The organism is Pseudomonas sp. LBUM1657, assembly GCF_059716075.1.
Window position 1 is genome coordinate 4,883,281 of sequence record NZ_CP166799.1, and the last position, 18,519, is coordinate 4,901,799.

An 18,519-nucleotide genomic window follows, 5' to 3' on the forward strand; every position below is an offset into this window, starting at 1 on the left:
TTCAGGCCTTGGACAAAATGATCATCAGTGCCAACCAGCCGAAACCGATCAGGCGCTGTTGCAGGGAATGCCCGCGACGCAGCAGGAACCAGACAAAAAACGGCGGCAGCAAAAACACCATGATCTTCAGCCACAGCTCCACCGGGCGTGCCCCTGCTGGTGCCTCGACCTCTGGCGCGACATCGCTTTCGGCTTTACGCCGACGCCCGAAAGCGGCAGGCGTCACCCTGGCCACCTTCTCATCCGCCGGTAAACGCCCGAAAGAAAGAGGCGCTTCCTTCAACGCTGCCTGCGAAGTGGTCGCTTTCACCGTCCCCGCCGGTGCACCGCAATGAATGCAAGCTGGCGCCATGGAGCTGATGCTTTGCTTGCATTCAAAACATTCGATTAACGCCATGTCCATTCCTTAGAAATGCAAAAGCGGCAGTGTGCCATGACTCGGCAGGCAATTTGAACCTGATCGAAGGTCATATGCCCGCGCCATGCTGCGTGCAGGCCCGTGATAGCATACCGCGCATATTTGGAGGACCCATGGTCGAACACGATTTCCGCTATAGCCTGATGAACCCGCAACACACCCTCACCGAATGCCGCGCCCTTGTGCCGGGGCGTTATCAGGTCACCGGCAACGGCGGCTCGATTCGTAATAACGACGTGCTGATCGTGACCCTTAAAGGTAGCAAGGACCTGTCCATGCGCCTGACCGTCGAAACGGTTCGCCACTTGATCAACCCGCCCGGCCAATGGGTCGCGGTGGCCAGTGGTCCGGTGTTCGGCGAACTGGCGATCCACACCTGGAAAGTGAATTGCGACAGCTGCGCCAAAGAGCTGAGCTTCGAATTCGCGGTCGACGCCAAGCTGGGCAACAAGGCAGAAAAGCCGGCTGCCACTGCGCGGATCACCGAATTGAGCTGGACCACCGTTGGCGAGAAGCACCTGTGCCCGAAATGCCAGGAGCCCGCGTGATGAAACGCCTCGCTTTGACTGCGATGGCTGGCGCCAGTCTGTTGGGCTGCGCCGCCGAACCGGTGCAACTGCAACATAACCGCAGCTACATTCTGGAGTGGATCGGCGAACGTCCGTTGATGGATTACAGCCACCTGACCATCACCCTCGGTGACGACGGTCGGGCCTACGGCAACGGTGGCTGCAACCACTGGTTCGCACCGTACACCCTGGAAGGCGACAAGTTGAGTTTCGGCAAGGTCGGCAGCACCCGCAAACTGTGCGCGCCAGCGTTGATGGAACAGGAAAAGCGTTTCCTGCAGGCGCTGGAACACGTGCAGCGCTGGGACGTTTCGCCGATCGACCAGATGCGCTTCTGGCCGGCGCAAGGCAAGCCGTTGCGCTGGTGGCTTGAAGAGGGTTAATCCTCTACCTGATTGTTCCCACACAGAGCGGCGTGGGAACAATCATCAAAAGGTGGGAACGATCAGTTAGTCGCCTGCAACGCCTCAAGCTTCGCCATCACCCCTGCCGCTGTCTGCTCGCCCATCAGTTGCTCACGCACCTTGCCCTTGTTGTCGATGATGTACGTCACTGGCAATGCTTCACTGCGCGGCAATTCGAAAAGATCGGCCGGGTCCTGGGCCAGCACGGTGAACTTGATCCCCAGTGTCTCACTGGCGTTTTTGAGTTCCTCACCCTGCACATTGTCGAAGTTGACCCCGAACACACCAACCTTCTTGGCCTTGAGCTGTTCGGCCAGGGCGTTCAACTCCGGTATCTCGGTGCGGCACGGGCCGCACCATTCGGCCCAGTAATTGAGCACCAGCCATTGCTTGTCCAGGCGCTCGGCGGCGACTTTCTGGCCGTTCTGATCGATACCATAGTCGTTGCCGCAGCCCCCCAGCACCAACGTCCCCATGATCGCCAATGCCGCTGCCAGTCGCCTTGTCATGTCGTGATCCTTGTCGAAAAAAGAATACTGCCGCGACCCATTGCCTCCCAAGGTTCTGGATTACGCGCCGCACAGTTAGAATAGCCGCCACCTTACGCAAGATGCGACCCGCACATGACCGATCTGACGCTTTATCACAACCCGCGCTGCTCGAAATCCCGCGGTGCGCTCGAACTGCTCGAAGCCCGTGGCCTGACCCCGACCGTGGTCCGCTACCTGGAAACTCCGCTGGACGCCGCGCAACTTCTGGGTCTGCTGACCAAGCTCGGCATCAGCGCCCGGCAACTGCTGCGCACCGGCGAGGACGAGTACAAAACCCTCAACCTGGCCGACAGCTCCTTGAGCGAGGCGCAATTGATCGCTGCCATCGCCGCCCACCCCAAACTCATGGAGCGCCCGATTCTCGAAGTCGGTGACAAAGCCGTCATCGGCCGTCCGCCGGAGAATGTGCTGGAGTTGCTGCCGTGAGCGCGCCGTACATTCTGGTTCTGTATTACAGCCGCAGCGGCTCGACCAATGAAATGGCCCGGCAGATTGCCCGAGGCGTCGAACAGGCCGGCCTGGAAGCCCGGCTGCGCACGGTGCCGGCGATCTCTTCTGAATGCGAAGCCGTGTCCCCGGACATTCCGGACGAAGGCGCGTTGTACGCCAGTCTCGATGATCTGAAGAACTGCGCAGGCCTGGCCATGGGCAGCCCGACCCGCTTCGGCAACATGGCGGCGCCGCTCAAGTACTTTCTCGACGGCACCAGCAACCTGTGGCTGACCGGCGCGCTGGTGGGCAAGCCGGCCGGGGTTTTCACCTCCACCGCGAGCCTGCACGGTGGCCAGGAAACCACGCTGTTGTCGATGATGTTGCCGTTGTTGCACCACGGCATGCTGATCACCGGCCTGCCTTACAGCGAGTCCGCCCTGCTGGAAACCCGTGGCGGCGGCACGCCGTATGGCGCCAGTCATCACGCCGGGGCCGATGGCAAAAGCGGTTTGAATGAACATGAAGTGGCGCTGTGCCGGGCCCTGGGCCTTCGCTTGGCGAAAACCGCGCAGAAACTGGAGAGCTAACGTGGCCAAGAAGCCAAAGATTCTGCCCTCCATCGAGTGGTTGGAGCCTCGAGTACGGGCAATGCGCGTCATCAGCCTGCTGTGCTATTTCGGGCTGGTGGGGCTGCTCTGCGCTTATTACCTGTTGGTCGCCGACCTGCATGGCGCGCGGCCCTGGGTGATCCTGCTGATCGAATTGGTGCCGCTGCTGATACTGGCGCCGGGGATGATCGTCGGCAGCGCGCGCGGGCATTCGTGGATGTGTTTTGTGGTGAACCTGTATTTCATCAAGGGCGCGTTGGCCGCGTATGACCCGAACCGGCAGCTGTTCGGTTTGCTGGAGATGGGCGCGAGCCTGGCCGTGTTCTGCTCGGCGTTGCTGTATGTGCGCTGGCGGTTTCAGTTGAATCGCAAGTTGGCGGGTGAAGGAGAGACTTCCGTCGCCTGATCTGACGTCTTCGCGAGCAAGCCCGCTTCCACAAGGACAGCGTAAATCCTGTGGGAGCGGGCTTGCTCGCGAATGGGACGACTCGGTCTCAATGATTGACGGTATATGCCAGCATCATCGAAATCTGGCTCATCGGCCGCCCACCGCTCTCTTCATGCCACTGATTGAACACACCCTGCACCGTGGCCAGATCCCGCTGACTGGTCGGAACCTTGTCGACGATCTTTTGCGCGTTCAACGCCGCTACCACGTCGTAGCTCGGCACAAACGTGTCCTTGCCGACCATGCGCAAGAAGCGCGGCGCCGACAACCCGCCCAATTGATGGCCGCGTTTTTTCAGGTAAGTCCACAAACCGACGATATCCGTCACCGGCCAATCGGCGATCAACGCGCCGAAGCTGCCCTTCTCATGGGCCACGTCCAGCACGAATTGCGCATTGCGCGGCACGCTCTTGAGCTTGCCCAGGTGGCGGATGATTCGCGCGTCCTGCATCAAGCGCTCCAGGTGCTCGGCGCTCATCAGCACGACTTTTTCCGGGTCGAACTTGAAGAACACTTCTTCGAAGGACGGCCACTTGGCGTCCACCAGGCTGTGCTTGAGCCCGGCGCGGAACACACGCAGCGCCATGGTCGAAAGGTAGCGGTCGTCGCTGATCTTGCGCAATTGAGCCGGGGTCTTGGGAACGGGCAGATGGGCTTCCAGTTCAGCCGCCGAACCGAAACGGTTCAGACAGTACTCGTGCAGCCACTTGTAATCACGCATGCCCTCTCCTGAGGATTGAAACGAAAAACTAAAGTGGGAGCGGGCTTGCTCGCGAAGGCGGTGTACCAATCAATATTGATGTTGGCTGACACACCGCCTTCGCGAGCAAGCCCGCTCCCACAATGTTGTTTAGAGGTTCACTACATTGACGAACCGCGAAGCGGCGGTTTCGTCGATGCGCAGGTTGGTGAAGTCGAACAGGTTGCGGTCGGCCAGTTGCGAGGGGATCACGTTCTGCAAACTGCGGAAAATGCTTTCGGTACGGCCCGGGGTCTTGCGTTCCCACTCCTGAAGCATGTCCTTGACCACCTGGCGTTGCAGGTTTTCCTGGGAGCCGCAGAGGTTGCACGGGATGATCGGAAATTGCTTGAGGTCCGAGTAGGCCTGGATGTCTTTTTCATTGCAGTAGGCCAGCGGGCGGATCACCACGTTGCGGCCATCGTCGGCTCGCAGCTTCGGCGGCATGGCCTTGAGCGAACCGTTGAAAAACATGTTCAGGAAGAAGGTCTCGACGATGTCGTCGCGGTGGTGACCGAGGGCCATCTTGGTTGCGCCGATTTCGTCGGCGAAGGTGTACAGCGTGCCGCGACGCAGGCGCGAGCACAGCGAACAGGTGGTCTTGCCTTCCGGAATCAGCTCCTTGACCACCGAATAGGTGTCTTTCTCGACGATGTGGTACTCAATGCCCAGTTGCTTCAGGTACGCCGGCAGCACGTGTTCGGGGAAGCCCGGCTGCTTCTGGTCCATGTTCACGGCCACAATCTCGAACTTGATCGGAGCGACCTTCTGCAAATGCATCAGCACGTCGAGCATGGTGTAGCTGTCCTTTCCACCGGACAGGCAGACCATGACCTTGTCACCGTCTTCAATCATGTTGAAGTCGGCAATCGCTTCACCGGCCTGGCGGCGCAGGCGCTTTTGCAGTTTGTTCTGGTTGACCGTAAGAGTGCCCATGACGCGAAATCCGTGAGGTGTGACGAAAGGCCCGCATTTTACGCAAAAACCCCACGCGGGCGAAGTGCTCCCACAAGGATTGCTGACCACAGACCCTGCGGCGATTAGCAGAAGTGTTTACAGCGCAATTTGCTCTAAGCCCCTATCACCTGCGCGGGTAAGTACTTTCTATACTGCGACATAAGGTCGCACACATATCCAGACCTTTACTTACTTGGCCACTTTGGCCTGTAAGCGCTCCACTGGGGGGCGACGGTAAAAACAAGAGGAGTGCATGGCATGATCCATCACGTAGTGGGGCTCTTCACCCACCCCGACCAAGAATGGAAAGAGATCCGTGGCGACCAGGAGGAAAGCATCAGCCACATGTATCTCACCCACACCCTGATCCTGGCGGCGATCCCTGCGGTGTCAGCGTTTATCGGTACCACGCAGGTCGGCTGGGTCATCGGCAATCGAGCGCCGGTGATGCTGACGACAGAGAGTGCGCTATGGATGACGATCATGTCGTACCTGGCGATGCTCGGCGGCGTCGCGGTGATGGGCGCGTTCATTCACTGGATGGCCCGCACCTATGACGCCAACCCGAGCCTGGCGCGTTGCGTGGCGTTTGCCACCTATACCGCGACTCCGCTGTTCATTGGCGGCCTGGCGGCGCTGTACCCGCACATGTGGCTGGGAATGATCGTCGGTACCGCGGCGATCTGTTACACGGTGTACCTGTTGTATGTGGGGCTACCGACATTCATGAACATTCCATCTGACGAGGGTTTTCTGTTTTCAAGTTCGGTACTTGCTGTCGGGTTGGTAGTACTGGTGGCGATCATGGCGTTCACCGTGATTGTCTGGGGACTGGGCGTGGGGCCCGTCTATACCAACTGACCGCTTCTATAAAATCAAGATCTGCCAATACAGGCCGCCGTAAGGCGGCCTTTTAATGGGTGACCATTCGGCGCTTCGACGATTCGCAAGTCCCGAGGGTTGCGGCATACTCGACGCCTCTGGAGATCCATCAAGCATGCCCGAGCAACTCAATACCCGCGTCGAAGACTGTTACCAATTAGCCGAATCTTTTTTCAAACGACCTTTCAAACGCCCCGTGGTGAGCCTCAAGCTGCGTGGGCAAAAAGCCGGTGTCGCGCATTTGCACGAGAACCTGCTGCGCTTCAATCCGCAGTTGTACCGGGAAAACACCGAAGATTTCCTGAAGCAGACCGTGGCCCATGAAGTGGCGCACCTGATCGCCCACCAGCTGTTCGGCGATCGCATCCAGCCCCATGGCGAAGAGTGGCAACTGATCATGCGCGGTGTGTACGAGCTGCCGCCCAACCGCTGCCACACCTACGATGTGAAACGCCGCAGCGTCACCCGCTACATCTACAAATGCCCGTGCGTTGACAGCGATTTCCCGTTTTCAGCGCAGCGCCATAGCCTGGTGCGGCAGGGGCGGCGGTATTTGTGCCGGCGTTGCCGCAGCACGTTGGTGTTCAGTGGGGAGATGCGGGTCGAGTAGGTCAGATCTGTGGTGTTTGGGCCGGCCTCTTCGCCAGCAAGCCCGCTCCCACACTGGATATGTGTCACAGCGAAGATCCCTGTGGGAGCGGGCTTGCTCGCTAAGGCATCTGATGAGGCGCTAAACAACCACCCTGGCACGCCGCAATGCCTCAATCCGCTGCGCACTGAACCCCAACTCCCCCAACACCTGATCGGTATGTTGACCCAGCGCCGCACCGATGTGTTTAGGCTCAGGCAAACCCTCAGAAAACTTCAACGGGCAAGCCATCTGCGCCTGGCTCGTTCCATCACCTCGTGGCACTTGCGTCACCAGTTCCCGCGCCTTCAACTGCGGATGCCGCACAGCCTCCCCCAGGCTTAATACCGGCTCGACACACGCATCGAGCTCGGCAAACAGCGCGCACAACTCGGCAAAGTCGTGTTTTTCGAACTCGGTCTTCAGCGCCTCCTTGAGTTTCTTCTGCTGGGCAGGTTGCGGCGACAGGCCCAACGTCGCCAGCTCCTCCAGCCCCAACGCCGTACACAACTGTTTCATGAACGCCGGCTCCAGGCTGCCCACCGATAACCAGCGGCCATCCCGCGAACGGTAATAGTCATAGAAACTGCCACCATTGAGCATCTGGTCATCCCCGTGCGGCTCTGCGCCACAGGCCAGATAACCGGCGCCGGCCATGGCGTTCAGGCTGAACACGCAGTCGGTCATGCTGACATCCAGGTGTTGCCCTACACCGGATTGCTGCCGGGCGATGACCGCGGCCAGCAGGCCGATTACCCCGTGCAATGAACCACCGGCGACATCCGCCACCTGCATGCCCAATGGCAGCGGCCCACTGTCGGCGCGGCCGGTGTAGCTCGCCAGCCCCGCCAGCGCCAGGTAATTAATGTCGTGACCGGCGCGGTCCTTGTAGGGCCCGGTTTGCCCGTAACCGGTGATCGAGACGTAGATCAGCTTCGGATTGATTGCCTTCAAGGCTTCGTAACCCAGGCCCAACCGATCCATCACACCGGGACGGAACTGCTCCAGCACGATGTCGTAGTCCTGCAGCAACTGCTTGATCACCTCCAGCGCTTCAGGCTGCTTGAGGTCCAGCGCCAGGCTGCGCTTGTTGCGATTGAGGTAGGCGTGGCTGGCCGACACACCCTGATCGTGCGGCGGCAGTACCCGCAGCAAATCCATGCGGCTCGGCGACTCGATGCGCAGCACTTCGGCGCCCATGTCCGCCAGCAACAACGAGGCAAACGGCCCCGGCAACAGTGTCGAAAAATCCAGAACCTTGAGTGATGCCAGTGGACCGAACATGCGCGTTCTCCGTAAACGATGCCTGCAGCCTAGGCTGGCCAATGACATTGCAGCAATCACCTTTTGCGCCAGTGACGGTGACCGTTACGCTCAAATCGCAGGCATGAAAAAACCCGCCGAAGCGGGTTTTTCATTTCAGGCAGTCTTACTTGACGTTGGTTGGGGTCGGGCCTTCGGCCACGCCCAGGTCGTCTTCTTCACGCTCGTCGGAGATACCGCGACCGCCAGAAGCCAGCTCGACTTGCAGTTTGTCTTCGTCCAGCTCTTTCACCCACTTGGCTACGACCAGGGTCGCTACCGCGTTACCCACCAGGTTGGTCAGCGCACGGGCTTCGGACATGAAGCGGTCGATACCCAGGATCAGCGCCAGGCCGGCAACCGGCAGGTGGCCAACGGCAGACAGGGTAGCCGCCAACACGATGAAGCCACTACCGGTCACGCCCGCAGCGCCTTTGGAGGACAGCAGCAGCACCAGCAACAGGGTGATCTGGTGGGTGATGTCCATCTGGGTGTCAGTCGCCTGAGCGATGAACACGGCCGCCATGGTCAGGTAGATCGACGTACCGTCGAGGTTGAACGAGTAACCGGTCGGGATCACCAGACCGACAACGGATTTCTGTGCACCCAGGCGTTCCATTTTGATCAGCATGCGCGGCAGGGCGGATTCCGAAGAGGAAGTACCCAGCACGATCAGCAGTTCTTCACGGATGTAGCGGATCAGCTTCAGTACGCTGAAACCGTGCGCGCGGCAGATGGCGCCCAGCACGACAACCACGAACAGGACGCAGGTGATGTAGAAGCAGATCATCAACTGGCCCAGTTGCACCAGCGAACCGACACCGTAGGCACCGATGGTGAACGCCATGGCACCGAAGGCACCGATTGGCGCGAGCTTCATGATCATGTTGATGATGTTGAACATCACGTGCGCAAAGCGATCGATGAAGTCCAGAACCGGCTTGCCGTAAGCGCCGAGGCGATGCAGGGCGAAACCGAAGATCACCGAGAACATCAGCACTTGCAGGATGTCGCCGTTGGCGAAGGCGCCGACGATGGTGTTCGGGATCACGTTGAGGATAAAGCCGACGATGCTCTGGTCTTTACCGGCAGTGACATAAGCAGCGACTTTGGAAGCATCGAGGGTCGACACGTCGATGTGCATGCCGTTACCCGGTTGCACGACGTTGACCACGATCAGGCCGATCAGCAAGGCGATGGTGGAGACGATTTCGAAGTACAGCAGCGCGTAGCCGCCGGTCTTGCCGACCGATTTCATGTTCTGCATGCCAGCGATACCACTGACGACGGTACAGAAGATGATCGGTGCGATGACCATTTTGATCAGTTTGATGAACCCGTCACCCAACGGCTTGAGGGCTACACCGGTCTGCGGATAGAAGTGACCGAGCAGGATGCCGATAACGATGGCAACGATCACCTGGAAATACAGGGATTTGTACAGTGGCTGACGAGTCGTCATTGCAAAGTTCCTCAAGAGTGTCCCGCGATAACATCCAACTGTTATCAACGACACCTCATTTGCGAACCCTCCTGCACTGGAGGGATTTGTTTTGTCGAGCTGCGCGCGGGCAGGCATCTGCTCGTTGTATCGCAAACCGCGTGCCACCTTTGCCGAATCGTCTGCAAGCCTTTCGACATCAGGGCTGCTGGTTTTTATAGGTCACTGAGCCTCTACAGAAGAGTGGCGGATTCCCGCCCATCAGTCAGACCTCGCCCTACAATTTGGCGGATATCCGCCTTGTTCATTGAAACGCATCGCGGCTACCATCTGCCGTTCAATGGACGGACCTGTCATCTATGCGCGAACGCACCATCGCCAGTCATTTCGCCCGTGCCGCCCTCGGTGGCGCACGCCGGCGTGGCTACGACTATTCGAGCCTGCTGCAGCAACTGGGCATCAGCCCCGAATTGCTCGACGAGCCGCGTGCGCGCATCGCGCCAGAGCAATTCACCCGGTTGATCCAGGGCCTGTGGCTGGCACTGGATGACGAATACCTGGGTTTCGGGCAGGCGCCGAGCAAACCGGGAAGCTTCGCGATGATGTGTCACGCGGTGATTCATTGCCGCAATCTGGAGAAAGCACTCCATCGCGGCGTATTGTTTTACAGCCTGTTCCCCGGAGCGCCGCGGCTGAACCTGACTCGCGAAGGCGAAATGATCCGCCTGAGCCTGGACGATGCGCAGTTGTGGGACCCGGACCATTTCCTCACCGAGAGCCAGTTGATGGTCTGGCATCGGCTCGGCAGTTGGCTGATCGGCCAGCGCATTCGACTGGAGCAGGTGACCTTCAGCTACCCACGCCCCGAACACGGCGCCGAATATGACTTGCTGTTCCCCTGCCCGCTCGAGTTTTCCACGGCGCAGAGCAGCCTGCTGTTCCACAGTCGCTACCTCGGCATGCCGCTGTTGCAGGACGAACGGACCCTCAAGCATTTCCTCGAACATTCCCCCGCCGACTTGCTGTCACGCCCGGATGACGGCGACAGCCTGAGCAGCCAGTTGCGCCGTCTGCTCAGCCGCGACAGTTCGCGCTGGCCGGACCTTGAAGCGGTTGCCGCGCACCTGCACATCAGCCCGCAGACGTTGCGTCGGCATCTGCGTGAAGAGGGTTCGAGTTTTCAGGAATTGAAGGACCAATTGCGCCGCGACATTGCGATTTATCACCTGAGCCGCGCCGACCTGTCGTTGCAACAGATTGCCGAACAGCTGGGGTTTTCCGAACCGTCGGCGTTTCACCGGGCGTTCAAGAAGTGGACCGGGTTGACGCCTGGGGCTTATCGGGCTCAGGAGAGCTGATTTCTGGGTTGAATGGTGTGGCCCCTTCGCGAGCAAGCCCGCTCCCACATTTTATCTCTGTCGGTCACAAATCTTGTGTTCAGCGAAGATCCACTGTGGGAGCGGGCTTGCTCGCGAAGAGGCCAGTAATTACACCGCAGATTTATTCCGGAAAATGAATCCTGAACGCCGCCCCGCCCATCGGCGAATCCCCCAGGGTCAGCTTGGCGCTGTAGCTTTCAATAATGTCCTTCACTACCGCCAGGCCAATTCCCTGCCCCGGATGCTGGCGGTCCAGCCGTTCGCCGCGTTGCAGGATCCGCGCACGCTGGTCCGGCGGCACACCGGGGCCGTCGTCCTCGACGCACAACTCGACGCCGTTCAAGCTCTCGCGCACGCTGATGCGCACTTCGCCAAGGCACAGGCGATAGGCGTTTTCCAGCAAGTTACCCATCATCTCCAGCAAGGCACCCTGCTCGATCGGCACGTAACACTGTTCCGGCAGATCGAAGGCGACCCGCACGCGTTTGTCGCGGTAGACCTTGTCCAGGGTGTCGCAGAGGCTTTGCAACACCGGACGCAGGCGCACCTGATGGCGCACCAGACCGCTTTTACGCAAGCTGGCGCGCTGCAACTGGTAGCCAATCTGCTGGCTCATGCGTTCGATCTGGGTTTGCAGCACCCTGGCTTGGTCGCGGTCTGCCGGGCGCTGGGCCATGTCTTCGCTGACACCTTGCAACACCGTCAGCGGGGTTTTCAGGCTGTGGGCCAGATCGTCGAGGGAGTCACGATAACGGCTGCGCTGTTCACGCTCGCTGTGCAGCAAGCGGTTGAGGGAGCCAGTCAGGCGCAGCAGTTCGCGCGGGTGTTGTTCGCTGAGACTTTCGCGGGCGCCACTTTCGATCTCGTCCAGTTCCTGGCTCAGCCGGCGCAATGCGCGCAAGCCCCAGGTCAGGCCGATCCAGAGCAACGCCAGCAACACCAGCAAGGCTGCGCCGAAACCGAGGTAGAGGTTCTCCCGCAGGCCTTCGAGGGTGACTTCGTACTCACGAACCGGTTGCAGCGCGACGATGCTGAAGGCTGCGCTTTTGCCACCCAACAGTTTGACCTCGACGTCATAGACGAAGAACTCCTGACCGTTGGCCTCCCTGATTCTCGCGAACTCGTTACCGCGCCCGTCGTAACGCGGTTTGTAATTGATGTTCTCTTCCCGGGTGCCTTTGGAGCGCCACACCAGATGACCGTCGCGGTCATAGATGTAGCCAAGCAAACGGCTGTCGGTGAGGTTGAAGCGCTCATCAGGCAACTGCGCCGGCATCTGCAAGCGGTTGTTCTCCACCCGGGCGGCGGAGATCAGCGTAGTGACGTCCGACGCCAGGCGCTGCTCGATGGAGTCCTGCAACGCCAGGCTGAACGCGCCCTGCATCGCCGGCAGCAACGCCAGCATGAACAACACCGCCAGGAGGGTGGCGGCAAGCATCAAGCGGACACGAAGAGACCGAATCAAGTGCAGCGCTCATTGAACAGGTAGCCGAGGCCACGCACGGTGTCGATCGGCTTGAAGCCGGCCGGGCCTTCGAGTTTGCGGCGCAGTCGGCCGACCAACACTTCGATCACGTTCGGATCGCGCTCGTCGTCGTCCGGGTAGAGCTGCTCCATCAAGCGATCCTTGGCCACCACCTGCTGGTGATGCCGCATCAGGTACTCGAGGATTCGGTACTCATACGCGGTCAGTGCCAAAGGCTGGTCGTCGAGGGACGCCTGTTTGCGATTGAGGTCCAGCAGCAAGGGACCCGCGACGATGGTCGACTGGGTAAAACCGCTGGAGCGGCGCAGCAAGGCATTGAGCCGGGCGTCCAGCTCTTCGAACTGGAACGGCTTGACCACGTAATCGTCGGCACCGGCGGCGAGGCCTTCGACCTTGTCCTGCCAGTTGCCGCGCGCGGTGAGGATCAGGATCGGAAAGCTCTTGCCGCGCTGGCGCAGCTGGCGGATCAGGTCGAGCCCGCCCATGCCCGGAAGGCCGAGGTCGATCACCGCCAGGTCATGGTTGAACTGCTCGACCTGGTACAGCGCCTCTTCGGCATTGGCGACGGACTCGACCACGTGGCCGCTATCCGTCAGGCGGGTTTGCAGGTGATGGCGCAACAGCGCTTCATCTTCGACGACCAGCAGTTTCATAACGATCTCCAGGGCAAATCATCATCTCCAAAGGCAATCCGTCTTGTGCACTAATGCCAGTCAGATAAGCGGAATCTGTGGGAGCGGGCTTGCTCGCGAAAGCGGAGTGTCAGGCGACATCAATGTTGACTGTGCCGTCGTCTTCGCGAGCAAGCCCGCTTCCACAGGGATTTCGCTTAACTGACGCATGCCCTTTTTAGAAAGCGTAGTTGGCAGACAGGTAAGTCTGGGCGCTGCTGGTCAGGTCCAGCGATCCCTGTTTGCTGCCGCCGCGTTCGCTCATCTCGGTGCTGGCGTTGCTGCGCAAGTAACGGTAACCCAGCTCGACCGAGGTGTTTTGCGAAACTTGTTGCAAGACACCCATCTGCCCGCCGATGGCGTAGCCAATGTCGCTGTCGCGACTGAAGCCTGGAGAATCCTGAGTCATTTTGGTCAATCCGGCCGTGGCACCACCGAACAACTTGGTGCTGCCGCCCACCGGATAGAACAAATCGTAGCTGCCCAGGAGGTTTTCCTGTCGCAGTTTAATGCCATTGTGCGAGCCCGACACGTTGTCGTAAGTGGCGTAGTAGCGGCCCTGGCTGTTTTGCTGACCCAGACGCACACCCCAGGTGTTGTCCTTGCCGATCACCCCGTCGGCGTTCGGGTTGTTGAGGTTTGTGTTCAAGGCGTTGGACTTTTTGACCTTGTCGCTGGTCTGTCCAAAAGTAAGGCTGGCAAAATTGTCGTCGGCCGCGTGGGCTGCAACACTCGCGCCCAGGACAGTGAAAGCCAGAAGCAGTTTTGTGAAGCGAGTCATAGGGAGTTTCCTCATGCGCTGTTGGCGTTTTGGGTACGGGGCAAGATTACTCACCCCGCCCTGAACTCCCCCTGAACGCACTCTGAACCTGAGCTGAATCAAATCGACTCGGCGGTTTAACGACTTTGTTAAGGAGATCGACCATGCGCGTATTCCTTGCTTTCGTCTTACTGGCCCTGAGCGGGCTGACCCAGGCCGCCATCAAGACCCAGGAAATTCCCTACCAAAGCGCCGACGGCACCCGGCTGATCGGTTACTACGCGTACGACGACGCCATCAAAGGCCAACGCCCGGGCGTGGTGGTGGTGCATGAATGGTGGGGACTAAACGACTACACCAAGCGCCGCGCCCGTGATCTGGCCGGCCTGGGCTACAGCGCGCTGGCCATCGACATGTATGGCGATGGCAAGAACACCGAACATCCCAAGGACGCCATGGCCTTCATGCAGACCGCATTGAAAGACAGCGCGGCGTCCAGCGCACGCTTCCAGGCCGGGCTCGATTTGCTGAAAAAACAGGCGCAAACCGACCCGAATAAAATCGCCGCCATCGGTTATTGCTTCGGCGGCGGCGTGGTACTGAACGCGGCGCGTCAGGGCGTGCCACTGGCCGGCGTGGTGAGTTTCCATGGTGCGCTGGCGACCAAGTCGCCCGCGACACCCGGTAGCGTGAAAGCGAAAATCCTGGTCGAGCATGGTTCGCTGGACAGCATGATCACCCCGGATAACGTCGCAGCCTTCAAGGCCGAGATGGACAAGGCCGGTGCCGACTACAAGTTCGTCAACCTCGAAGGGGCCAAGCACGGGTTCAGTAATCCTGAGGCGGATCGCCTGGGCCATGGCGAGCACGGTGGGCCGGACATCGGTTACAGCAAGGCTGCGGATGAACAGTCCTGGGCGGACATGCAGGCGTTCTTCAAGCAGATTTTTGGTTGAGCAGGTAGACCGTGGCGCTGCCTTCGCGAGCAAGCCCGCTCCCACATTGGATCTATTTCACACCGAAGATCCCCTGTGGGCGCGGGTTTGCTCGCGAATGGCCGCGCGCGATCTGAACCCTTGCACTACCCAGCGTCAATGCAACCCGGCAAAATGCCCGTCATGAATCCCGCCCCCGACCTACCCGTCTGCTGCACCCCGCTCGATGCCCATTGGCCGTTGCCGTTTGTGCTGCCCGATACGGTATTGCTGGGTACCCACTTCACGACCTCGCAACTGGCCAGCGATGACTTTCAACGCAGCGCCATCGAGGCACCCGCCAGCATCCAGCGCTCAGTCGCCAAGCGTCAGGCGGAGTTTCTGGCCGGACGGGTCTGCGCACGGGCGGCGTTGCAACAACTGGAAGGGCTGAGTTTCAGTCCGGCCATCGGCGAAGACCGGGCGCCCGTGTGGCCACCCCATATCACCGGCTCGATCACCCACAGCACCGGTCGGGCCGCGGCAATTGTCGCGAACAAAGTCCACTGGCGCGGATTGGGGATGGACCTGGAAAACCTGCTCAACCCTGAACGGGCTGAACGTCTGGCCGGAGAAATCCTCACCGGGCCTGAGTTGCAGCGCATGGCCGCGGGCAGTCGCGATCAATTGGCGATGCTAGTGACCCTGACCTTTTCGGTGAAAGAAAGCCTGTTCAAGGCGCTTTACCCCATCGTGCAGCAGCGCTTCTACTTCGAACACGCCGAAGTGTTGGAGTGGAGCGAGCGTGGTGAAGTGCGACTGCGGCTTCTAACCGACCTGTCCAGCGAATGGCGTAACGGCACCGAACTGGATGCGCAGTTTGGGGTGATGGATGGACAGTTGTTGAGTCTGGTCAGCATCAAGGCCTGAAGATTTTCGGCATCTGTAAGGGCCTCTTCGCGAGCAAGCCCGCTCCCACAGGGATCTTCGCCGTGACACATATCCAGTGTGGGAGCGGGCTTGCTCGCGAAAGCGGTGGCACATTCACCGAAAATCTCATCGCTTCTCCTGATTCCTCGGCCAGCTCAAACTGAAGCAAGCCCCACCCAAACTCTTGCTCTTGCTGATCAATGCGCGTCCGTCATGCCAATGGATGATTCGCCGCACGATGGACAACCCCAATCCATGCCCGCCGGAAGCGCGGGTACGGCTGTCATCGAGGCGCAGGAACGGGGTGAAGATTTTCTCCCATGCCGACTCCGGCACGCCCGGTCCGTCGTCCTCGACATCCACCCGACAGCGCTGCTGCCCCACCTGATAACTGACCGTCACCCTCGACGATGCGTGGCGCATGGCGTTGCTCACCAGGTTCTGCAACGCCCGGTGCAGGTAGCGCGGTTCGGCCTCGACCCAGGCATCGTCGCAATCGGCGGCCGACAGGCACAATCCGCGCTGAACCGTGACCTCGGCCCGCAACGGTGCCAGCTCCTCGATCACCTGATTGACCAGCGCATCGAGATCGATCCGCTGGAAATTCAGCGCCGGCGAGCCCTGTTCCAACCGCGCGTAGGTCAACATCTCGTCCACCAGCTTGTCGAGGTCCTCGATGTCGTGGTCCATGCCCTCACGGTATTTTTCCAGCGCTTGCGGGGTGGTGGCCGAGCCAATCATCTCCAGGCCAAACCGCAAGCGCGCCACCGGTGTGCGCAACTCGTGGGATACCGCACGCACCAACTCTCGCTGAATCGCCAATAACTGCTGCAAGTGCTCGGCCATCCCGTTGAACGCCGAGGCCAGGCGCCCTACCGAGTCCGCACCGCGCGCTGGCACGCGGGTTTCCAGGCTGCCCTTGGCAATGCGCGTGGCGGCCGCTTCCAGGCCGCGTAACCGGCGCTCCAATTGACGCACCAACAGATAAACGATCAAACCGATCAGGCTCAAACCGAGGGCCGCGATCAGCACCAGCCACTCCGGCGGATACGGATTCATCTGGTACAGCGGGCCGATTTCCAGCACCCACGGCGTACCGACCATGCCGGCAAATACCCGGATCGAATCGCCGCCCTTGCCCAGCGCCATCACCGTGTCGCCTTCGGAAACGCGGCGGCTCTGGTCTTCGTCCATGTCGGCTTCATCGACCGTGACCAGCCGCAGATCAAAGCCAAAGCCCTTCTCTTCCTTTATCTGCGCCAGTCGCCTGGGCTGCTCGGCCACCGGGACACGCACCAACTCGTCGGCCAGCAGGTAAATGGTCGCCCGGGCCAATTGCTCGCTGATCTGCTGCACCTCCCCCGTGAGCACCAGTTGCTCCTTGTCGCTGACCAACCGGTAAACCTTTGCCGCATGCGGACCGGTCTGTTCCACCAGTGCCTGGCTGCGCAGCACGCGGGTGCGCTGGGTGAGGTCGAGGTCGGTCTGGGCAAAGGTCTTCAGCGCCAGCGGAATGCCGAGCAGACGCTCCCACACCAATAAGGCACGGTGGCGCTCGGTCTCGTTCATCGGTTGCAAGTTGTCGGCCATCAGCGAGAACGTGCCGTGGGCCAGGCGTTCGCGGTACTGCTCGCTGCGCACCTGGTTGAGCATGTGCAAGGCCAGCACACCGAGCACTGCCACCAGAATCAGCGCCGCGCACATGCCGCCATAGATGCGCAGGAAGATCGAGTTCACAGGGACGGGTCTACGCAAGCTTCAGGTACGAACAGGTAACCTTTGCTGCGGATGGTCTTGATCAGCCGCGGATGTTCGGGGTCATCGCCGATCTTGGGGCGGATGCGCGAGATGCGCACGTCGATGGAACGGTCCTGGCCGTCATAGCCAATCCCACGCAACGCGGTGAAGATTTCTTCCCGGGATAAAATGCGCCCGGCATTGGCCACCAACAGCCACAGCAGGTCGAACTCGGCGCTGGTCAGCTCGATGCCGTTGTCGTGCAGCCAGGCTTCGCGCAACGCGTTGTCCACCACCAGCGGTCCGAACTGCAAGCGTCGTTGTTTCTCCGGGGCGACTTCAGGGGTTTCGCTGCGCCGCAGCAACGCCTGGATGCGCGCCAGCAGCAAGCGCGGGCGCACCGGTTTGCACACGTAATCGTCGGCGCCCAGGTCCAGGCCGAGGATCTGGTCGGTGTCGTCGGTGCGCGCGGTGAGCATCAGGATCGGGCCGTCATACTTGTCGCGGACCTTGCGGCAGATACTCAAGCCGTCTTCGCCGGGCAGCATCAGGTCGAGGATCACCAGGTCCGGCTTTTCATTAATGATGCGAGCCGCGGCCAGGGCGCCATTGCCCTCGATCGATACGCGCAGGCCATTGGCTTCCAGGTAGTCGCGGGTCAGTTCGGCCAGACGCTGGTCGTCCTCGACAATCAATACCTGCCAGGCTTCTTGCTCCACGGTGACCTCTACTTGCCAACAACACTGATAAGGAAGGATCCGCCCGTCTTTTTGTAATGATTGGGGAGGATAAGAATGCGTATGCACTGGCCGATTGTATAAACGTCGCTCGCCGAGAACACAAGCCGGCAAATGCGTTCGGACAAGCCGGTTTTTTGTGATAGGGTTCGCGCCCTTAAAAATCCGAATGACTGTTTTCAAGCGCTGAAAATCAGTGAAAAACGGTGCGCTCCAGCTAGGTCGCGGCCTACACGCCTGTTCCATCTTTCACACACAATTTACGCACAGGTTTATCCACAGGCAGTACGTTGCAACACCCTCCAAAACGCATTATCTTGTAGCACGGCGCCAAAAAAACCCTACATGTAGGGTTTTGCGCAAAAAACCAAACACAAACCAGACACCAATTTCAAGCGCTTTTATTGCCTCTGTCCGGTTGAACCAAACGTATTTTCGAAAGACCAAACCGCGCATGCGGATGGCTACTGTTTTTGAGCCCGAAACGGCGATAACGGTACGGGTGTTGCAGTCAATAACTGCCACC

The 18,519-nt window shown here is 60.0% G+C and carries 21 protein-coding genes; 10 read left to right on the forward strand and 11 right to left on the reverse strand.

The window, feature by feature from the left end; translation table 11 throughout:
• Window position 1 precedes the first annotated feature (1 nt).
• A complete protein-coding gene (locus tag ACA055_RS22500; protein ID WP_497680644.1) occupies window positions 2-397 on the reverse strand; it encodes a hypothetical protein in 396 nt (131 codons plus the stop codon).
• Between the two features lie 134 nt (window positions 398-531).
• Here ACA055_RS22500 and ACA055_RS22505 point away from each other — a divergent pair, with 134 nt between their 5' ends.
• A complete protein-coding gene (locus ACA055_RS22505) occupies window positions 532-966 on the forward strand; it encodes a hypothetical protein (RefSeq protein WP_497680645.1) in 435 nt (144 codons plus the stop codon).
• The gene (locus tag ACA055_RS22510; protein ID WP_497680646.1) at window positions 966-1,370 is read left to right on the forward strand and encodes an META domain-containing protein; all 405 of its coding nucleotides are present in this window, start codon (window positions 966-968) and stop codon (window positions 1,368-1,370) included. The genes ACA055_RS22505 and ACA055_RS22510 overlap by 1 nt, the downstream gene beginning before the upstream one ends.
• Window positions 1,371-1,432: 62 nt before the next feature.
• Here the strand turns inward: ACA055_RS22510 and ACA055_RS22515 are convergent, their stop codons facing one another.
• Window positions 1,433-1,900, reverse strand: a complete 468-nt coding sequence (locus ACA055_RS22515; RefSeq protein ID WP_497680647.1) for a TlpA disulfide reductase family protein — start codon at window positions 1,898-1,900, stop codon at window positions 1,433-1,435.
• A 114-nt stretch (window positions 1,901-2,014) separates the two neighbouring features.
• Between ACA055_RS22515 and arsC the strand changes: the two genes are divergently transcribed.
• From arsC to ACA055_RS22530, 3 genes are read left to right on the forward strand one after another with little or no spacing between them, the layout of a single operon-like run.
• Window positions 2,015-2,368 (forward strand): arsenate reductase (glutaredoxin), encoded by a 354-nt coding sequence (gene arsC, locus ACA055_RS22520; RefSeq protein WP_497680648.1) that lies wholly within the window; start codon window positions 2,015-2,017, stop codon window positions 2,366-2,368.
• Entirely contained in the window at window positions 2,365-2,961 is a 597-nt protein-coding gene (gene wrbA, locus ACA055_RS22525; protein ID WP_462004457.1) for an NAD(P)H:quinone oxidoreductase, read from the forward strand. Before arsC ends, wrbA begins: the two co-directional genes overlap by 4 nt.
• 1 nt (window position 2,962) lies before the next feature.
• Window positions 2,963-3,388 carry a DUF2069 domain-containing protein gene (locus ACA055_RS22530; RefSeq protein WP_497680649.1) on the forward strand — a complete coding sequence of 142 codons (426 nt, stop codon included), beginning with the start codon at window positions 2,963-2,965 and terminating at the stop codon, window positions 3,386-3,388.
• A gap of 88 nt (window positions 3,389-3,476) precedes the next feature.
• Here the strand turns inward: ACA055_RS22530 and ACA055_RS22535 are convergent, their stop codons facing one another.
• Both ACA055_RS22535 and ttcA read right to left on the reverse strand, forming a co-directional pair.
• A complete protein-coding gene (locus ACA055_RS22535; RefSeq protein WP_497680650.1) occupies window positions 3,477-4,151 on the reverse strand; it encodes a DNA-3-methyladenine glycosylase I in 675 nt (224 codons plus the stop codon).
• A gap of 129 nt (window positions 4,152-4,280) precedes the next feature.
• Window positions 4,281-5,105 (reverse strand): tRNA 2-thiocytidine(32) synthetase TtcA, encoded by an 825-nt coding sequence (ttcA, locus tag ACA055_RS22540; protein ID WP_497680651.1) that lies wholly within the window; start codon window positions 5,103-5,105, stop codon window positions 4,281-4,283.
• A gap of 279 nt (window positions 5,106-5,384) precedes the next feature.
• On the opposite strand from ttcA, the gene ACA055_RS22545 reads away from it, so the two are divergent.
• Window positions 5,385-5,987 (forward strand): Yip1 family protein, encoded by a 603-nt coding sequence (locus ACA055_RS22545; protein ID WP_017340184.1) that lies wholly within the window; start codon window positions 5,385-5,387, stop codon window positions 5,985-5,987.
• Window positions 5,988-6,123: 136 nt separating this feature from the next.
• Window positions 6,124-6,618: a SprT family zinc-dependent metalloprotease gene (locus ACA055_RS22550; RefSeq protein ID WP_497680652.1), complete on the forward strand. Its 495-nt coding sequence runs from the start codon at window positions 6,124-6,126 to the stop codon at window positions 6,616-6,618.
• A 120-nt stretch (window positions 6,619-6,738) separates the two neighbouring features.
• Here the strand turns inward: ACA055_RS22550 and ACA055_RS22555 are convergent, their stop codons facing one another.
• Together ACA055_RS22555 and ACA055_RS22560 are read right to left on the reverse strand one after the other, a co-directional pair.
• Window positions 6,739-7,920, reverse strand: coding sequence for a CaiB/BaiF CoA transferase family protein (locus ACA055_RS22555; protein WP_497680653.1), 1,182 nt, complete (start codon window positions 7,918-7,920; stop codon window positions 6,739-6,741).
• Between the two features lie 145 nt (window positions 7,921-8,065).
• Window positions 8,066-9,400 carry a dicarboxylate/amino acid:cation symporter gene (locus ACA055_RS22560; RefSeq protein ID WP_497680654.1) on the reverse strand — a complete coding sequence of 445 codons (1,335 nt, stop codon included), beginning with the start codon at window positions 9,398-9,400 and terminating at the stop codon, window positions 8,066-8,068.
• Window positions 9,401-9,738: 338 nt separating this feature from the next.
• On the opposite strand from ACA055_RS22560, the gene ACA055_RS22565 reads away from it, so the two are divergent.
• The gene (locus tag ACA055_RS22565; RefSeq protein WP_497680655.1) at window positions 9,739-10,737 is read left to right on the forward strand and encodes an AraC family transcriptional regulator; all 999 of its coding nucleotides are present in this window, start codon (window positions 9,739-9,741) and stop codon (window positions 10,735-10,737) included.
• A 142-nt stretch (window positions 10,738-10,879) separates the two neighbouring features.
• Here the strand turns inward: ACA055_RS22565 and ACA055_RS22570 are convergent, their stop codons facing one another.
• From ACA055_RS22570 to ACA055_RS22580, 3 genes are all read right to left on the reverse strand, one after another.
• Window positions 10,880-12,223 carry an ATP-binding protein gene (locus ACA055_RS22570; protein ID WP_497680656.1) on the reverse strand — a complete coding sequence of 448 codons (1,344 nt, stop codon included), beginning with the start codon at window positions 12,221-12,223 and terminating at the stop codon, window positions 10,880-10,882.
• The gene (locus ACA055_RS22575) at window positions 12,220-12,897 is read right to left on the reverse strand and encodes a response regulator (RefSeq protein ID WP_497680657.1); all 678 of its coding nucleotides are present in this window, start codon (window positions 12,895-12,897) and stop codon (window positions 12,220-12,222) included. Before ACA055_RS22575 ends, ACA055_RS22570 begins: the two co-directional genes overlap by 4 nt.
• A gap of 196 nt (window positions 12,898-13,093) precedes the next feature.
• Window positions 13,094-13,696 carry a hypothetical protein gene (locus tag ACA055_RS22580; RefSeq protein ID WP_497680658.1) on the reverse strand — a complete coding sequence of 201 codons (603 nt, stop codon included), beginning with the start codon at window positions 13,694-13,696 and terminating at the stop codon, window positions 13,094-13,096.
• Between the two features lie 143 nt (window positions 13,697-13,839).
• Between ACA055_RS22580 and ACA055_RS22585 the strand changes: the two genes are divergently transcribed.
• Window positions 13,840-14,631, forward strand: a complete 792-nt coding sequence (locus ACA055_RS22585) for a dienelactone hydrolase family protein (protein ID WP_497680659.1) — start codon at window positions 13,840-13,842, stop codon at window positions 14,629-14,631.
• Window positions 14,632-14,793: 162 nt separating this feature from the next.
• Window positions 14,794-15,519 (forward strand): 4'-phosphopantetheinyl transferase family protein, encoded by a 726-nt coding sequence (locus tag ACA055_RS22590; RefSeq protein ID WP_497680660.1) that lies wholly within the window; start codon window positions 14,794-14,796, stop codon window positions 15,517-15,519.
• 126 nt (window positions 15,520-15,645) lie between these two features.
• On the opposite strand, the gene ACA055_RS22595 is transcribed toward ACA055_RS22590, so the two are convergent.
• Together ACA055_RS22595 and ACA055_RS22600 are read right to left on the reverse strand one after the other, a co-directional pair.
• Window positions 15,646-17,256 (reverse strand): ATP-binding protein, encoded by a 1,611-nt coding sequence (locus ACA055_RS22595; RefSeq protein WP_497680661.1) that lies wholly within the window; start codon window positions 17,254-17,256, stop codon window positions 15,646-15,648.
• Window positions 17,253-17,975 carry a response regulator gene (locus ACA055_RS22600; protein ID WP_497680662.1) on the reverse strand — a complete coding sequence of 241 codons (723 nt, stop codon included), beginning with the start codon at window positions 17,973-17,975 and terminating at the stop codon, window positions 17,253-17,255. Before ACA055_RS22600 ends, ACA055_RS22595 begins: the two co-directional genes overlap by 4 nt.
• Between the last annotated feature and the right edge of the window lie 544 nt (window positions 17,976-18,519).

What these genes read in the sequence shown, in the direction of transcription:
- ACA055_RS22515 (WP_497680647.1), bottom strand. Translation starts at nt 1,900, where the DNA reads ATGACAAGGCGACTGGCAGCGGCATTGGCGATCATGGGGACGTTGGTG.
- ACA055_RS22565 (WP_497680655.1), top strand. Translation starts at nt 9,739, where the DNA reads ATGCGCGAACGCACCATCGCCAGTCATTTCGCCCGTGCCGCCCTCGGT.
- ACA055_RS22550 (WP_497680652.1), top strand. Translation starts at nt 6,124, where the DNA reads ATGCCCGAGCAACTCAATACCCGCGTCGAAGACTGTTACCAATTAGCC.
- ACA055_RS22555 (WP_497680653.1), bottom strand. Translation starts at nt 7,920, where the DNA reads ATGTTCGGTCCACTGGCATCACTCAAGGTTCTGGATTTTTCGACACTG.
- ACA055_RS22590 (WP_497680660.1), top strand. Translation starts at nt 14,794, where the DNA reads ATGAATCCCGCCCCCGACCTACCCGTCTGCTGCACCCCGCTCGATGCC.
- arsC (WP_497680648.1), top strand. Translation starts at nt 2,015, where the DNA reads ATGACCGATCTGACGCTTTATCACAACCCGCGCTGCTCGAAATCCCGC.
- ACA055_RS22545 (WP_017340184.1), top strand. Translation starts at nt 5,385, where the DNA reads ATGATCCATCACGTAGTGGGGCTCTTCACCCACCCCGACCAAGAATGG.
- ACA055_RS22580 (WP_497680658.1), bottom strand. Translation starts at nt 13,696, where the DNA reads ATGACTCGCTTCACAAAACTGCTTCTGGCTTTCACTGTCCTGGGCGCG.
- ACA055_RS22535 (WP_497680650.1), bottom strand. Translation starts at nt 4,151, where the DNA reads ATGCGTGATTACAAGTGGCTGCACGAGTACTGTCTGAACCGTTTCGGT.
- ACA055_RS22560 (WP_497680654.1), bottom strand. Translation starts at nt 9,400, where the DNA reads ATGACGACTCGTCAGCCACTGTACAAATCCCTGTATTTCCAGGTGATC.
- ACA055_RS22585 (WP_497680659.1), top strand. Translation starts at nt 13,840, where the DNA reads ATGCGCGTATTCCTTGCTTTCGTCTTACTGGCCCTGAGCGGGCTGACC.
- ACA055_RS22575 (WP_497680657.1), bottom strand. Translation starts at nt 12,897, where the DNA reads ATGAAACTGCTGGTCGTCGAAGATGAAGCGCTGTTGCGCCATCACCTG.
- ttcA (WP_497680651.1), bottom strand. Translation starts at nt 5,105, where the DNA reads ATGGGCACTCTTACGGTCAACCAGAACAAACTGCAAAAGCGCCTGCGC.
- ACA055_RS22505 (WP_497680645.1), top strand. Translation starts at nt 532, where the DNA reads ATGGTCGAACACGATTTCCGCTATAGCCTGATGAACCCGCAACACACC.
- ACA055_RS22500 (WP_497680644.1), bottom strand. Translation starts at nt 397, where the DNA reads ATGGCGTTAATCGAATGTTTTGAATGCAAGCAAAGCATCAGCTCCATG.
- ACA055_RS22510 (WP_497680646.1), top strand. Translation starts at nt 966, where the DNA reads ATGAAACGCCTCGCTTTGACTGCGATGGCTGGCGCCAGTCTGTTGGGC.